A 14,607-nucleotide genomic window follows, 5' to 3' on the forward strand; every position below is an offset into this window, starting at 1 on the left:
CTTACTACGAACCTTGATTTGCGAACTTTGATCTGGACTAATTAGGACTAAAGTCCTTACTACGAACCTTGATTTGCGAACTTTGATCTGGACTAATTAGGACTAAAGTCCTTACTACGAACCTTGATTTGCGAACTTTGATCTGGACTAATTAGGACTAAAGTCCTTACTACGAACCTTGATTTGCGAACTTTGATCTGGACTAATTAGGACTAAAGTCCTTACTACGAACCTTGATTTGCGAACTTTGATCTGGGCAAATTAGGACTAAACTCCTTACTACGAACCTTCATTGTGGGTGATTAACTAAAAATCGTATAACCTATGACAGAAATAGATCAAAATTGGCCAAATCAACCCTTACCCCAACCCCCTGATTGGCTGATCCAAGCTGTCAGAAACCACGCGCCAGAACTCCCGGGAAACTATGCGGCTGCACTTCTATGGTACAGGGGAATTCAAAACCCCGAACAAATACCCGGTTTCCTCAACCCCAAGCTTTACCAACCAGCAAGTCCGTTTGAATTCGGACTAGAAATGAACTGGGCGATGGAAAGAATTCAGCAAGCAAGAAACAGCGCTGAAAAAGTTGCAATTTGGGGAGATTTCGACGCCGACGGCATCACCTCAACCTCGGTTCTGTGGGACGGATTGGGAGAGTTTTTTGTTCAAAACGACCAACTAAGTTATTATATTCCCAACCGCTTAACCGAATCTCACGGACTCAATATCCCCGGAATAGACGCCTTAGCAAAATCGGGAATTAGCTTGATTATTACCTGCGATACTGGCAGTACAAACATCGCTGAAATCGAATATGCCACAAGTTTAGGCATAGATACAATTATCACCGACCATCATACATTACCGGACGATCGCCCTCCAGCGACGGCAATCATCAATCCCCGCTACTTTTCGCCCAACCACCAACTGTTTAACTTGTCCGGTGTGGCGGTAGCTTACAAATTAATCGAAGCATTATATCACACGTTGCCGGATATTCCGCAGCGACCGATCGCAGATTTATTGGAGTTAGTGGCGATCGGCTTAATTGCCGATTTAGTCCAACTTACAGGAGACTGTCGCTACCTAGCACAACTCGGAATCCAACAACTGCAAAAACAAATTGCAAATCCCACCCGCCCGGGAGTTGCAAAATTGCTCGAACTGTGCAAACGAGCAGGCGATCGCCCAACCGACATTTCCTTCGGCCTCGGCCCCCGAATCAACGCCGTCAGCCGCATCCAAGGATCCGCCAGCTTCTGCGTAGAACTCCTCACCAGCAGCGACAAAAAACGCTGCGAAGAACTCGCAAATTTAACTGAAATTGCCAATACCAGGCGCAAATCTTTACAAAAAGATGTGGCAAAAGATGCCGCGAATAAATTAGCTAAACTTGACCTTTCAACCACTAGCGTTATCGTCCTCAGTGACCCTCAGTGGCCCGTAGGAGTATTGGGATTAGTAGCAGGACAAATCGCGCAAAAATACGGTCGCCCGGTAATTTTATTCTGCACTGAAGGAAGCGAAGAAATCAACGAAACTCTTCCAGAAACGCAATTTATCGATTCTTTAGACCCCGACTCGCAAACACTTTCTCAATCAAAAATCAAAAATCAAAAATCAAAAATAGCCCGCGGTTCCGCGCGTTCCGCCAATCAAATCGACCTTTACAAATTAGTCAAAGACCAAGCGCATTTATTGGACAGATTCGGCGGTCATCCTTTCGCCGCCGGATTGAGTCTCCCCGTTGAAAATATCCCCCTATTTACCGATGCTGTTAATCAGCAACTGCGACAAGAATACAGCACAGATAGTTTGACGGCAGCCCCCGTTCAAGCCGACTTAAGAATTACTGTCGCGGAATTAGGTAAAGAGTTATTTCAAGAACTAAAATTGCTCGAACCCTGCGGCATGGGCAACCCCGTACCCAAATTGGTGATTGAAAATTGCTGGTTTAAAAATGTCTACAATCGGAATATTAAAGATTTAAAAGGAAAAGAAGTAAAGTATATCAAAACTTCTTTTGAAATTTGCGATGAATCTAGCGATGCAGGATTTCCCGGTATCTGGTGGGAACACTACCGAGACGAAGTTCCCGAAGGGCGGTGCGAGGCCACTGTCGAACTCGATTTCAATACTTATACGTCAGACTATGAAGTGCGGTTGCTAGCAGTGCATTCGGGAACGGAAGATGGTAAAATAAATTCCCAGACTAAGATAGATTGGATTGTAGATTTGCGAAACAGAAATAACGATGAAGAGTTGTTCGCAGCCAGCACGAACTTGGAATCTCAACTGTCAGCGGACAATTCAGAAATAGTCGATCGCGAAAACTCGGTTATCCTCAAAGAATGCCCCGCAAGCTGGGACGAATTGCGCGTCTGGTTTCGACAAGCACATCACAACCAACAAAAACTGGCGATCGCCTACACTTTACCGCCAATCGTAGCCCCGCAGCAAATCTGCCAACAGCTAATCGGCATCGCCAAATACCTCAGCCGCACCAACAAACCCGTCACCAGACAGCAACTCCGCCAAAAACTCGGTATCGGCGACACATCCCTGCAACTGGGGTTCACAACTCTAAAACATCTCGGTTTCAAAGTCAATTATCGCGATCGAGCTTTCCACATCACCAGACAACCAGAAACCAGAGAAATCCCAGAGCACATCTCCAAAACCTTATTCTCTAGCGCTTCAACTCAATTCGAGGAGCAAAATTCCCCCATCGCCGCCCGTTATGCGGCGCAATTCCTAGCAGCAGTCTCCGAAGAACAATTTCGGCGGAAATATTTCTGTCAAGTACCCATTTCTACCATTGTGTCGATCGCCCGAGAGACCATTTTCCAAGAAGATTATACAGAAAATCCCTTCTAACTAAAGATCTTGCACCATTTTCAGTAACAGGCAAGATGCCTGTTCCACCCATCTGATAACTTTTATAGGACTGACGCACGGGGACTCAGAAACCGGGTTTTTTTACGAAAATCCTTTGCACTCACCCACAGATTAGGTAAAAAACCCGGTTTCTTTGGTTGAAGTGCGTAAGTCGTGTTTTAGTGTAGGGTCAGCACGCGAAACCCCAGATGGAGGGGCTTCTCAGCTTTACTGCCTTTAAATTGTATCTGTCAATTCCCCTATTTTCCTTCACAGTCAAATCCCCTCCCCCTCTCCCATTCTCCCTCTCTCTCATTCTCCCCCTCTCTCATTCTCCCCCTCGCAGGGCATATTCCTGACACCGGTGCAATATAGCGGTTCTCAAGCGTGGTGAGGATAGCCCGGTTTGGCTATTGGCCGGTTTGGCTATTGGCCGGTTTGGCTATTGGCCGGTTTGGCTATTGGCCGGTTTGGCTATTGGCCTATCCCCAGTCGTACCTCATCTTTCTGAGAACCGCTATATCTCAGTTCTAAGAAATATCTTAGTTCTGAATTGATGCCGATAAAATAAGGCATAGGACAATGCGAGTTATCCGTTGCGAGTCACGCCCAAAACTCATAACTCATAACTCACCACCCCAAACCCGAAACTCCCCCACCTCCAAGCTCGATCGCACATCTCCAATATAAAACCCCTATGCTCCTCTGTCCCCGCTGCCAATTTGAAAATCCCAATCTAAACAAGTTTTGTCAACAATGCGGAAATTCCCTAATTTACAAAGCTTGTCACCAATGCGGCGCCGAAGTCGCTGTTAGCGCCAAAGAATGTCAAAATTGCGGAGTCACAACAGGTCAAGTGTGGCGGGCGATTATCTGCGGTCGATCGAACTTTCCAGCAGTCCAGCTAGGCCAGTCAACCATACCCCCAGTCGAGTTTGCACAAAAAACAGACAATTTTCCTGAAACCGCATCAGCCCAAAACTCTCCCGAACCAATCACAGACGCCATTAAAACAGAAATCACCGCTGCACCAACTCCTCCACAGCCCGATGCCGCCGAATTCAGCAGCCCAGAAATAGACAGTGTAATGGGCGTGGGGGCGATCGCACCCGAATCCTTTCAAACAGACCAAAAAACCTTTACGACAGCACCAGAGAGCGAAATAACCCCATCTAACAACAAATTCACAACCGCACCACAGCCAGAAACCGACAGCCCCGAGGGCGCATCTCCCCAATCCCCAGAAATCCCCGCCCCCTATTCAGAATATTTAATCCCTTCCCAGCCAGCAGGAGCTTATCTAGACAGCCAGCAGCGCTACCAACTCCTAGAAACCCTGCCCGCGAGAAAACCCTCAGACACCGTAGCAGTAACAGTATTGGACTGTCAGCCGCTGCAAATGTCACCCCTCAAAGCAATGCTAGCAGCCAACTCTGCTAGCGTCGCCAAACGCACCTCCCCCTACACCGCAGCCATCAAACCCGGAGAAAATGCGACCAATTCCGCCTTAGCAGAGCTTTGCCAAGGCATAGCTGAACCTTATCTGGCACTGCGGTGGCAATTCTCTCACAACCTGCCAGTGATTCACGATAGCTGGTCAGACAACCAACAGGCCGTGCTGCTGCTAGAAGACTGCTCCCAATGGCCGCTGTTGGTAGAACGGTGGAGTCAACCCGAAACCTCCACCCAGCAAATTGTGTACTGGCTGCACGAAATGACCGAACTGTGGGCAGCCCTGGAACCATGGCGCTGCCGCCACAGCTTGTTGGAACTGACAAATTTGCGGGTCAACCCCGACTCTTCCTTTTCCTTTGCCTCTTTGCGGCTGCAATACCTCTATCCCGAACCCGCCGACTCAAACCTGCAACTGGTAGATTTGGGGCAACTGTGGCAGGCGATATTTAACCAGTCCGAGCGCACTCAGTTTGGCGCATTGCTCGAACTATTGCAACAAATGTACAGAGGCGAGATTAGCACAATAGAAGAATTGCGATCGCGCCTAGAAACCGTTCCCCTCGAACTCCAACCCGCACCTCCACCAACCTCAACCTCAACCTCAACCTCAACCCCCACCCGCTTCCAAAATGGCATCCCCGACAACTCGCCCCCCGAAATTGTTGGCGAGGTCTTAACCCAGCCCATGCCAGTCCAGATTTACAGTTTAGAAGACGCAGGCCTCACCGATGTCGGCCGCACGCGCGAGCACAACGAAGACTTCTTCAGCATCTGGACTCAGCTCAACAAACTCGAAACCTCCTTCGGTCGCATCTTTCAAACCAAAGGGCTTTACATTCTCTGCGACGGCATGGGCGGACACGACAGCGGAGAAGTAGCCAGTCAATTAGCCGCTGAAACCCTCAGAGAATTCTTTCAAACCAGTTGGGAAAATCGACTGCCCCAGGCAGACACCATCCGCGAGGGAGTGCTGCTAGCCAACAAAGCCATCTTTGAAATCAATCAAAAAGACGGCCGCTCCGGCAGCGGCCGCATGGGTACAACCCTAGTCGCAGTCTTAGTTCAAGACACCAAATTCGCCGTTGCTCACGTCGGCGACAGCCGCCTCTACCGACTCAGAAAGGGACAAGCCCTAGAAAAAATCACCTCAGATCACGAAGTAGGGCAGCGCGAAATTAAGCGCGGCGTTGACGCGGAAACTGCTTATTCCCGTCCCGATGCCTATCAACTAACTCAAGCCATCGGCCCGCGAGACGGTAATTTTCTCAAGCCTGACGTGCAGTTTTTAGACTTGTGCGAAGATACTTTATTGATTTTGGCCTCCGACGGTCTGACAGATAATGATTTGTTGGAAACTCACTGGCGTGACACTCTCGAACCCCTGTTCAATCCCCAAGCTAATCTCGACCTGGGAGTTGCTGAGTTGATTGAACTGGGCAACAAACGCAACGGTCACGACAATATCACGGCTATTATCATTCGGGCGCAGGTAGGCCCATTTCGATTTTAGGATTTGGGTGCTGCAAACCTTTTCTTTGCCGCCCCCAAGCCAGCGGCCGCCAGAGTTAAACCTGCAATTGTTGCAGGTTCGGGCACAGCCTCTGAGTTTTCACCAGGGTTCACGAGTTGCTCTGCTATTACATATCCGCTGCCAGAGCCAGGGTAGTAGTTGTTTGATTGTAGCCACGCCATTCTGTTTCCCCCTGCACCCAAACCGCTGCCAAATATTGCCAAAGCTGGCAGAGTGCGAATATTACCAAAAATCCATTGATCTGCTAATTGAGGGATAATTCCACTGCCCAAAAAATAAGCATCATAGACAACTCGTGTTTTGATGGGATCGAGCGGTGCCCACAGCAAAGGAGAAAGCAATTCACTTCTGTCCATGCTTGCTTGAGACAAATTCCAAGAAGACCCAAGCACTGACGCCGAAAAGCTTGTGAGCGCAAACCATTGATTTGTAGCTTTAATTTCTAGGGGCGGCAATCCGAAGCTAGCCGCAATAATTTTTTCATAAGGAGTCGAGTCATCATAGCTGAAGGAGCCTTCACCTACTAGAGAGTCAGTCGAGTTAAAAAAACTTAAACTAAAATTAAGTGAGGCAGCCTGTGCTGAGTTGACCCCAGTCAACGCCAATCCCAGAACAGTACCTGTCACAAATACACCAAATTTACCTAAAATCTTAGCCATTGTTAACCTCATGTTTGTATTGTCAAGTTTGAAATCGAGCGGTTTTGCTTTTCAACTGCCTAGGGTTCAGTAGTAACCCTCACAAAACAGAATACCCAGAACCTTACTTATTAAAGAAGTCTGGACTTTCCGAGAACAAAGTTGTTTTACGTTTAATCGGGTTTACTTACTTATCAGTAATCTTACAGATGAATACCGCCCAGAAAAATCCGCAACTCAAATGTTTACGGAATCTTTAATTAAAATTACTATCTTATAAAGATTTCATGAAGCTAACGACTCCAACTAATAGGGGAATCAGCGTATCTGTTGTTAGTTACTTCTTGTTAATCATGAAAAAATCCCACTGAAAAGTTACAATTATTTATGAATGATTAAATTTGAGTTGTTATTAATTTGTAAATTTTAATTGCTTGATGCCCCATACTCTAAACCTGTAAATTATCGATCGCCCGCCCTACCAAATAACGGATCTCAACCACCTCAATCTAAAATGCTGCTGACTCTTTTAGATCCAGAAAAAAATACCCCCCTGCAACAGTGGAGTTTCGAGAACGAGTCCATTGTGCGCATCGGGCGCTCTCCTGAAAATCACGTTGTGATCCCCAATGCTCTAGTATCGCGGGAACACGTGGAATTGCAGAGAGTTAAAAGCGGTGCTAACCGTCAGTGGTACTTAGTAAATTCCGGGACAAATGGCACTTTTGTTAACGGTACTCTCATGTCTCAGGGTTGGATATCCGACGGTGCGCTGATCCAATTGGCGCGGGGCGGCCCAACTCTGCATTTCCAAGTTGTCAGTATTCAAATCGGTGGCAAAATTGAGGCGATCCCTACCTTCAGTCCCGCCGCCCCGAGGTGTACCCACGCGGGAAACCCGCCGGGGAATTTATTCTGCATCCACTGCGGCGAACCGATTAAAGTCGATCGCACAGTGCGTCACTACCAAGTGCTGCGAACTTTGGGCCAAGGCGGTATGGGGACAACGACTTTAGCCTGGGATCGAGAGAAAGCGAAAGCTCAACAACCCGGAAGTTCCCCCGCAGCTTCTCTGGTAGTCCTCAAGGAAATGAATGCTGACATGGCTCAAATAGTCAAAGCTCAAGAACTGTTTGAACGTGAAGCTAAGACCTTGAAAGCGCTTCACCATCCGGGGATTCCTCAGTTTTTTGACTTTTTTGTCGAAGGGGGCAAAAAATACTTGGTGATGGAAATGCTCCACGGCGAGGATTTAGAAAAACGCATCTACAATCGCGGGCCTGTTGCTCCCCAACAGGCGATCGAGTGGATGATCCAAACCTGTGAAATTTTGGACTACATTCACTCTCAAAAACCCCCGATCGTCCACCGGGATATTAAACCTGCTAATTTGCTAGTGCGCCACCGGGACAATCGCATTACAGTGCTGGATTTTGGCGCCGTTAAAGAAATCGGCACTCCTCCGGGCACTCGCATCGGGGTGGAAGGCTATACCGCACCAGAACAAGACAGGGGACAGCCTCTCCCCCAGTCGGATTTATATGCTATTGGGCCAACTTTGATTTTTTTGCTGACGGCCCAAAGCCCTCAAAAGTTTTACGGGAAAATCGCTCGCGGTTACGGGTTTAAGCTCGACAATATTCCGACGATCGCACATAAGCTGCGGGAGACCATTTTGCGAACCACCGCAGCTAAACCTGGGGATCGCTTTCAAACTGCTCAACAATTAGCTCGAGCTTTAGCAGCTTGTCTTTAAGAGAAGTCAGTAGTCAGTAGTCAGTTGTCAGTTGTCAGTTGTCAGTTGTCAGTTGTCAGAAGGAAAAAGTCCGCTGCCCTTCGTCATTCGTCATACCATTTTCGATTTGCGATTTTCGATTAAATAATTGGGAATGACTGATAAACTAAGGGTTTGGCACAGGGGCCTACAGTTGCATTCTTTTTTTTAAATGGTGTCACTAGGAAGAGGCCCGAGGGAAGAAGGAAGAGGGAAGAAGTTAGCCACGGCAAATTTATTTAGAGAATTTACCCGATCGGCATCTTGATTTCTCCCCCACACCCAAGTCCTCCGTCTCCTCTGTTATTCCTCGTCCCAAGCTTCTACAGCTATCAACTCGCTTACGGGGTCTTGCATAGAAAAATCAAACTCTAGGAGTTGCTGTTTCCAGTAAGGCCATTCGTCGCCATAAAGCAGAGCAATTTTCCAAATGCTGTCTGTCGGCTTAATAATGTCAGACGTGACGAGAGAATGCACCTGACGCTGGAACTTAACCATCGGCTGGATAACCTGCTGGCTCATAATACCTCTTGAATTGTTTAAATCTTGTGTAATTACCACTTCCCAGCTCTCACTTTTTACCGCAGTTTCGCCAAGAACAGTCTCGCCAAGATACGTGTAGATTTTTGTCGGGAAGCTACATATTCAACTTGTATCTTAACACAGTTCGTTTTGACAAGGGGCTATAAGCAGGACTGAAGAGTCAACACCGACTTCAAAGAATTAATCATCTTTAGAATGTCCCGCTATATGCTGTCGATCGGCAGTGGGAGGTTAGCCGCCTCGATTGTTTCCACATAGTAGCAGATGCAAGGGATGGGTTCGGCTTGTTTTTGACAAGGCTGAGTTTGGGAGAAACTGCAACTACTGCTCGATCGCTGGCGAAAGCTTAATTTCCGCTTTCGGGCGAGTAAACCGCACCTGTTTCAGCTTCGACGCTGGCTTTGCTGTGAGAGTGGGCTGTGAGCTAGATAGATTAATTATAACTCTAATGACGGCAAAGGTGGTCAAAAATTGTTGGATACTGTTGATCGCAACCCCGCGACTGTCGATCGAACATTCTATGTCGCCCGATGCAGGCGTCCCAGCAACTTCCAAACCCATCGTCCTAAATCTCAAATCTCAAATCTCAAATCTAAAATTGTATGACTTGGACAAGGCGACACATTCTCACTCTGGCTGATTTTACCTCCGACGAATACGACACGGTGCTGCAAACTGCGGCCAGTTTTCGAGAGGTGCTCGGCCGCCGCACCAAGAAAGTGCCCGCCCTCCAGGGTCAAGTGGTCGCGAATTTGTTTTTTGAACCTTCTACCCGGACTCGCAACAGTTTTGAGTTGGCGGCGAAGCGGCTGTCGGCGGATACTCTGAATTTTACCCCTGGCAGTTCTTCTCTGACGAAGGGGGAGACTATTCTGGATACGGCTAAGACTTATCTGGCGATGGGAACGGATTTGATGGTGATCCGCCACGAACAAGCCGGAGTCCCGAGCACGATTGCTTCAGAAATGGATCGCTTGGGTTCTAGAGTCAGCGTTCTCAATGCTGGAGACGGCCAGCACGAACACCCCTCCCAAGGTTTGCTAGACTTATTTACTATTTGTTCTCTGTTGGATGCCGAACGCCCGCGGCTGGAACTTTTAGCGGGCAAAAAAATTGCTGTGGTGGGTGATATCTTGCATTCGCGGGTGGCTAGGTCGAATATTTGGAGTCTCACGGCTTCTGGTGCAGAGGTTCATTTGGCCGGGCCGCCCACTTTGCTGCCGCTGTTGTTTGCTGAGTGCGGCGATGTTCGTGAAGGTAAGTTATTTTTGCACTGGAAGCTTGAACCTGCTTTGGCTGATGCTGATTTTGTGATGACTTTGCGGCTGCAAAAGGAACGGATGAGCCAGCATTTGCTGCCGAGTTTACGAGAGTATCATTCTTTGTATGGGGTGACGCGCGATCGACTGAAACTCTGCAAGCCGGATGTGAAGGTGTTGCACCCTGGCCCGGTTAACCGCGGCGTGGAAATTAGCTCGGATTTGATGGACGATCCCCAATTCAGCCTGATTTCTCAGCAAGTTACCAGCGGCGTAGCGGTGCGGATGGCCTTACTGTATTTGATCGGGGGCGGTAAAGCTTAGGTTGTTAGCTGTTAGTTCTTAACTTCGGAGCTTCGATTATTTTCAGTATCCGGCGTCTCTTTAAAATAATCGTTACCAAGCTGAGCCTGGTAACGATTACAACTCTTTCTAGAAATGTAAATTGCTCTAGTTAAGAGTTAGTGGAGCCACGCAGTAGACACCCAGCCGCCACCTTTGAGTTGGGCCCAGCCGTGTTTGTAATGACCAGTCAATTTCACATTGTCTCCATCGTATAACTTGCCGATGACATGAGAACAGCCGCTGGGCTTGTGGCGGATATTCAGTCGGCCGCCGTTGGTGGCCACTTCGCCGTAGCTGTGATGGCCGTGACCGCCGCCGCAGTGCTTCTTGTAGCAACCTGCCTGCGCTTCGCCACTCACACTCAGAACAGACAGGGCTACTGCCAGACCTGCAACACCTACCACTGCTGAAGTAGGAATTTTCAATTCCAGTTGGAGCTCGGACTCTGGAGATTCATAAGCAACAAAAGAGTGGCTCAATGCTAGTGCTTCCATAGTTTCCTCGTGATTGTGATTAACGTTTTTTGGTGCAGACTCAGTTGATACTCCCCTTGCCTAAAGGCGAAGGGATTCTTGATAAATCCGAATCTGGATTTTCACTCGTGGCTATCAAATCGCCGCTACCCACTCTGTTTAGATTTCTCCAAACATTGCGTCGTATACGTTGTTTTTTGACGCTTTCAGACCATCGCTAGCCAACAGATATGGTACGCTCTACAACCTGCCATTATTTGCCCTTTAACTATTCCGAATCTTCTGGCGTCGGATATGTCAGTTGCCGGGATTTCTCCGTACTAGGATGTTTCAACACGTAGATGGTTTCTCCTACTTGCTTTGGTGACTTTAACACAACTATTTCGATTAGTGTGTAAAGAAATATTCAAGCCGGTTGAAACCGCAGCCGAATTTTTCCCGTGTCGGTAGCCCGGGGCCCGGCGGGCTCGTTCTTTGGTCAGAACACGCACAAGACGTTGTTACCGTCTTGCTTTTGCCGAGTATAGGCCAATTCGGCTGAACTCTGCACAGGTACATCATGTCATTTAAGTAGCTTTGTGGAGCAAAAAATAAATAAAGTTTACATTTTCTGCTGAAAATTTGGACGGCGCCGATCGCGATGAGGGTAGAATTCAACTTAACTGTGTCATTCAAAAGGGAACGCAGTCATCGCTTTGAGTTGGAGATGTCTTGCAGCGAGTTGGGCATGATACTGCTTATTTTGGTGTGCTTGCTGATTGAGTTGCTACAGCCCGATCGACTGTTCGATCGCACAAGTCTCCTACTCATCTTGCAGCACCGTGTGAATTTGGTTCGGGCGAGTTATATTTGACCCGATCGCAGTGGTAAAGCCGTTCGGGGCAATAGACATCTTGCTAAAGATTGATTTTTATGTATCCCTGACAAAGATGCAAGATCGATCGCTCGCGACTTGATTTGTGTCAAGATCGATCGAGTTCTCCAGCACCATTTCTTTCGCAATGAACTATAGCGCTGCACTTTCGATCGGCACAATTCCTCAACGGAATACTAAAGACAGTTTTGCCATTACCTTAGCCCCTTTGTCTGTAGAGGAAATCTACACTTTGGCAGATGACCCCGCGAACGGAGCCGTGGTAATGATGAGCGGTACAGTCCGCAACCAAACTGACGGTCAAGCTGTAGTTTCCCTAGAATATCAAGCCTACGAACCGATGGCCGTGCGAGTATTCCAGCAAATCGCTACAGAAATCCGCCACCAGTGGGCCGATGTCAATCGGGTTGCCATTATCCACCGTGTCGGACACTTGCAGGTGGGGGAAATTAGCGTAGTGGTGGCTGTTGGCTGTCCCCACCGGGACTCGGCTTTTGCAGCTTGTCAGTACGCCATAGATACGCTCAAACACAATGTACCGATTTGGAAAAAGGAACATTGGGCCGACGGTTCTAGTAGTTGGGTTAGTATTGGATCGTGCGAAGTTACCGGTCATTAGTCAGCATTCAATATTCCTTGACCCTGCCCAAAAAACGGGTACAAGTTTCCGACGCGAGCGATCGCTGGTCGATTCCGAAATTTGAGACTCCTGTTCCTGCTCGGGTGATTCCTGTGAGTAAATCTCAAATCGAAAAATGGAAAAATGGAAAATCGACTGACTGTCTAATGAGTGAAGCCGATCGCAGTTTCCGAGTTCAGGAACCAATCGCGATCGGCCAGCGTCAACAACTGTGGAATGTTCGATGAGCCAATTCCACCCATGAGCGAATTTATTTCCCTGTCCTGGTCTGCGGTTGTGGCGACCGTTCAAAGAGTGCAATTGCCAGCCGAAAAACTCTCTAATTATGACTTGGTGTTGCGGTGTCAGGAAGGAAATCGACCTGAGGGCACTGCTTTTGCAGAACTGTTGAAGCGGTATCAGTCTCACGTAGACAGGGTTCTGTATCACCTGGCCCCTGACTGGCAAGACCGAGCAGACTTGGCCCAGGAAGTCTGGATTCGAGTCTACCGCAATGTTAACCGCTTGCAAGAGCCTGTTAAATTTCGGGGCTGGCTGAGCCGCATCGCCACTAATTTGTTTTACGATGAGTTGCGGAAGCGCAAGCGGGTGAGAACTCCGCTGTCGCTGGACGTACCCCATGCTCTGGAAGATGGGGAGATAGATTGGGAACTTGCGGCCGACAGTCCGGGGCCTGAGGAAGATTTGACGACTAGAGAATTTTACGACCAGTTGCGATTGGCGATCGCAGATTTGCCGGAAGTATTCCGCACGACAATTGTGTTGAGAGAAATTGAAGGTTTAGCCTATGAGGAAATAGCGGAAATGACCGGAGTTTCTCTGGGAACGGTCAAGTCGAGAATTGCGAGAGCTCGCCAAAGGTTGCAGTTGCAATTGCAAAAATATCTCGACGGTCATTAGCAAGAGTGATTTCCGAGGCGGGTCAGTTGATTTTCCATTTTTCGATTTGAGATTTACTCTCGTATTGAATCTAGGAGTCAGGCACCAAAGTCGAAAATTAAGGATGCTCCACGACAGGAGTCAGGGGGTTTGTATCAGTTGTTGGGCGTGGTTAAGAAGATTTGATGAAGTTTGCTGTGACATCAAGACTTCTATTTTACAATATAAATAAGCAGTAAATCATTCAGATAGCGAGCGGGTGCTTCCTCTAATTTTAGCAAGTGGTGTGAAATATGAATTATAACTTTGAATCGGATAAAAATCAGAATCAGCAAGGTGTCGGGGATTCGCTCGCTGAAACTTCAGCTAACAACAGTTATCCCCAAGGCAATGTAACTACTATGATGCGCGATCGCTTTGAACTGCTGAGTGCCTACATCGACGGCGAAGTGACGGCGGCAGAACGCCGGCAAGTTGAGGAATGGCTGACAAATGACCCCACTACAAAGCGTTTGTACTCGCGACTGATGATGATGCAGCAAGGTTTTCAGTCAATGCCGGTGCCTGCTGCGGAACAATCTGCACAGGAGTTGGCGGCGAAGATTGTGCAGCGGGAGGGACGCAAGACGAAACGGACTTGGGTTTTGGGTGGAGGTGCGATCGCAGCTTTGTTGATGGCGGCATTGGCTGGTGTCTCGGGCGGCCGCCAATTGTTTGCTCCCCAGTTTGCTGCATCCCCGGTTATTCCTGAATCTGATGGTTTGATTGTGGCTTTGAACGAGCCTCTGGTGGAGATTGTTAATCCCAACGATTTGATGCTTGGGGTGAATGCACCGGTGATGGATATTCCGAAAGCTGCTGTAGCAAGCCCTCACAAATCATTGCCAAAGGCGCAGTAAAATTTCTGTTTTGAGCAATAACGGAAGATCAGAAGACCGGGCCGTTGAAACCGCTTCTATACAAACTTTCACCCGCTTGTATAGCGGGTTGAATACCCGGCGGTTAGAAACCGCGTCTATACAAACTTTCACCCGCTTGTATAGCGGGTTGAATACCCGGCGGTTGAAACCGCGTCTATACAAACTTTCACCCTAGAAGAGCGGGTTGAATACCCGGCGGTTGAAACCGCTTCTATACACACAAAACCCTAGAAGAGCCGGTTGAATACCCGGCGGTTAGAAACCGCGTCTATACAAACTTTCACCCTAGAAGAGCGGGTTGAATACCCGGCGGTTGAAACCCACATTCCGCACCCCCAAGGGGCAGCATATACTGCTTGAGGGGATAAAAGTGAATCATCCGAGACCAAGCGTGAG

The 14,607-nt window shown here is 48.2% G+C and carries 13 protein-coding genes; 9 read left to right on the top strand and 4 right to left on the bottom strand.

The features are described from left to right. The first annotated feature begins 324 nt into the window (after positions 1-324). Both QUB64_RS25175 and QUB64_RS25180 read left to right on the top strand, forming a co-directional pair. Positions 325-2,880 (top strand): single-stranded-DNA-specific exonuclease RecJ, encoded by a 2,556-nt coding sequence (locus QUB64_RS25175; RefSeq protein ID WP_333276109.1) that lies wholly within the window; start codon positions 325-327, stop codon positions 2,878-2,880. A gap of 697 nt (positions 2,881-3,577) precedes the next feature. Continuing rightward, the gene (locus QUB64_RS25180) at positions 3,578-5,845 is read left to right on the top strand and encodes a serine/threonine phosphatase (protein WP_333276111.1); all 2,268 of its coding nucleotides are present in this window, start codon (positions 3,578-3,580) and stop codon (positions 5,843-5,845) included. Here the strand turns inward: QUB64_RS25180 and QUB64_RS25185 are convergent. After that, positions 5,842-6,525, bottom strand: coding sequence for a PEP-CTERM sorting domain-containing protein (locus QUB64_RS25185; protein WP_333276113.1), 684 nt, complete (start codon positions 6,523-6,525; stop codon positions 5,842-5,844). The genes QUB64_RS25180 and QUB64_RS25185 overlap by 4 nt on opposite strands. A 493-nt stretch (positions 6,526-7,018) precedes the next feature. Here QUB64_RS25185 and QUB64_RS25190 point away from each other — a divergent pair, with 493 nt between their 5' ends. Next, on the top strand, positions 7,019-8,260 hold the full coding sequence (locus QUB64_RS25190; protein ID WP_333276135.1) for a protein kinase domain-containing protein: 1,242 nt from the start codon (positions 7,019-7,021) through the stop codon (positions 8,258-8,260). A gap of 321 nt (positions 8,261-8,581) precedes the next feature. Here QUB64_RS25190 and QUB64_RS25195 read toward each other — a convergent pair whose 3' ends face one another. Next, positions 8,582-8,800 carry a DUF4327 family protein gene (locus QUB64_RS25195; RefSeq protein WP_006631282.1) on the bottom strand — a complete coding sequence of 73 codons (219 nt, stop codon included), beginning with the start codon at positions 8,798-8,800 and terminating at the stop codon, positions 8,582-8,584. Positions 8,801-9,142: 342 nt separating this feature from the next. Continuing rightward, positions 9,143-9,382 (bottom strand): hypothetical protein, encoded by a 240-nt coding sequence (locus QUB64_RS25200; protein WP_333325703.1) that lies wholly within the window; start codon positions 9,380-9,382, stop codon positions 9,143-9,145. Between the two features lie 41 nt (positions 9,383-9,423). Here QUB64_RS25200 and QUB64_RS25205 point away from each other — a divergent pair, with 41 nt between their 5' ends. Further along, positions 9,424-10,404 carry an aspartate carbamoyltransferase catalytic subunit gene (locus QUB64_RS25205; RefSeq protein WP_333276123.1) on the top strand — a complete coding sequence of 327 codons (981 nt, stop codon included), beginning with the start codon at positions 9,424-9,426 and terminating at the stop codon, positions 10,402-10,404. Between the two features lie 137 nt (positions 10,405-10,541). Here QUB64_RS25205 and QUB64_RS25210 read toward each other — a convergent pair whose 3' ends face one another. Beyond that, entirely contained in the window at positions 10,542-10,919 is a 378-nt protein-coding gene (locus tag QUB64_RS25210) for an SH3 domain-containing protein (protein WP_333276125.1), read from the bottom strand. Between the two features lie 706 nt (positions 10,920-11,625). Here QUB64_RS25210 and QUB64_RS25215 point away from each other — a divergent pair. From QUB64_RS25215 to QUB64_RS25235, 5 genes are all read left to right on the top strand, one after another. After that, on the top strand, positions 11,626-11,751 hold the full coding sequence (locus QUB64_RS25215) for a hypothetical protein (protein WP_333276127.1): 126 nt from the start codon (positions 11,626-11,628) through the stop codon (positions 11,749-11,751). Between the two features lie 148 nt (positions 11,752-11,899). Further along, a complete protein-coding gene (locus QUB64_RS25220) occupies positions 11,900-12,391 on the top strand; it encodes a molybdenum cofactor biosynthesis protein MoaE (RefSeq protein ID WP_333276129.1) in 492 nt (163 codons plus the stop codon). A gap of 17 nt (positions 12,392-12,408) precedes the next feature. Further along, positions 12,409-12,639 (top strand): hypothetical protein, encoded by a 231-nt coding sequence (locus tag QUB64_RS25225; RefSeq protein WP_333276131.1) that lies wholly within the window; start codon positions 12,409-12,411, stop codon positions 12,637-12,639. Positions 12,640-12,652: 13 nt separating this feature from the next. Continuing rightward, a complete protein-coding gene (locus QUB64_RS25230) occupies positions 12,653-13,312 on the top strand; it encodes a sigma-70 family RNA polymerase sigma factor (RefSeq protein ID WP_333276137.1) in 660 nt (219 codons plus the stop codon). A 272-nt stretch (positions 13,313-13,584) separates the two neighbouring features. Next, positions 13,585-14,190 carry an anti-sigma factor family protein gene (locus tag QUB64_RS25235; RefSeq protein ID WP_333276133.1) on the top strand — a complete coding sequence of 202 codons (606 nt, stop codon included), beginning with the start codon at positions 13,585-13,587 and terminating at the stop codon, positions 14,188-14,190. The last annotated feature ends 417 nt before the right edge of the window (positions 14,191-14,607 follow it).

Origin of the sequence: Microcoleus sp. Aus8_D2 (assembly GCF_036702665.1) — a bacterium.
Taxonomy (GTDB): Bacteria; Cyanobacteriota; Cyanobacteriia; order Cyanobacteriales; family Microcoleaceae; genus Microcoleus.

Coding starts and splice junctions, on each gene's coding strand:
- QUB64_RS25175 (WP_333276109.1), top strand. CDS start 325: ATGACAGAAATAGATCAAAATTGGCCAAATCAACCCTTACCCCAACCC.
- QUB64_RS25180 (WP_333276111.1), top strand. CDS start 3,578: ATGCTCCTCTGTCCCCGCTGCCAATTTGAAAATCCCAATCTAAACAAG.
- QUB64_RS25185 (WP_333276113.1), bottom strand. CDS start 6,525: ATGGCTAAGATTTTAGGTAAATTTGGTGTATTTGTGACAGGTACTGTT.
- QUB64_RS25190 (WP_333276135.1), top strand. CDS start 7,019: ATGCTGCTGACTCTTTTAGATCCAGAAAAAAATACCCCCCTGCAACAG.
- QUB64_RS25195 (WP_006631282.1), bottom strand. CDS start 8,800: ATGAGCCAGCAGGTTATCCAGCCGATGGTTAAGTTCCAGCGTCAGGTG.
- QUB64_RS25200 (WP_333325703.1), bottom strand. CDS start 9,382: ATGGGTTTGGAAGTTGCTGGGACGCCTGCATCGGGCGACATAGAATGT.
- QUB64_RS25205 (WP_333276123.1), top strand. CDS start 9,424: ATGACTTGGACAAGGCGACACATTCTCACTCTGGCTGATTTTACCTCC.
- QUB64_RS25210 (WP_333276125.1), bottom strand. CDS start 10,919: ATGGAAGCACTAGCATTGAGCCACTCTTTTGTTGCTTATGAATCTCCA.
- QUB64_RS25215 (WP_333276127.1), top strand. CDS start 11,626: ATGATACTGCTTATTTTGGTGTGCTTGCTGATTGAGTTGCTACAGCCC.
- QUB64_RS25220 (WP_333276129.1), top strand. CDS start 11,900: ATGAACTATAGCGCTGCACTTTCGATCGGCACAATTCCTCAACGGAAT.
- QUB64_RS25230 (WP_333276137.1), top strand. CDS start 12,653: ATGAGCGAATTTATTTCCCTGTCCTGGTCTGCGGTTGTGGCGACCGTT.
- QUB64_RS25235 (WP_333276133.1), top strand. CDS start 13,585: ATGAATTATAACTTTGAATCGGATAAAAATCAGAATCAGCAAGGTGTC.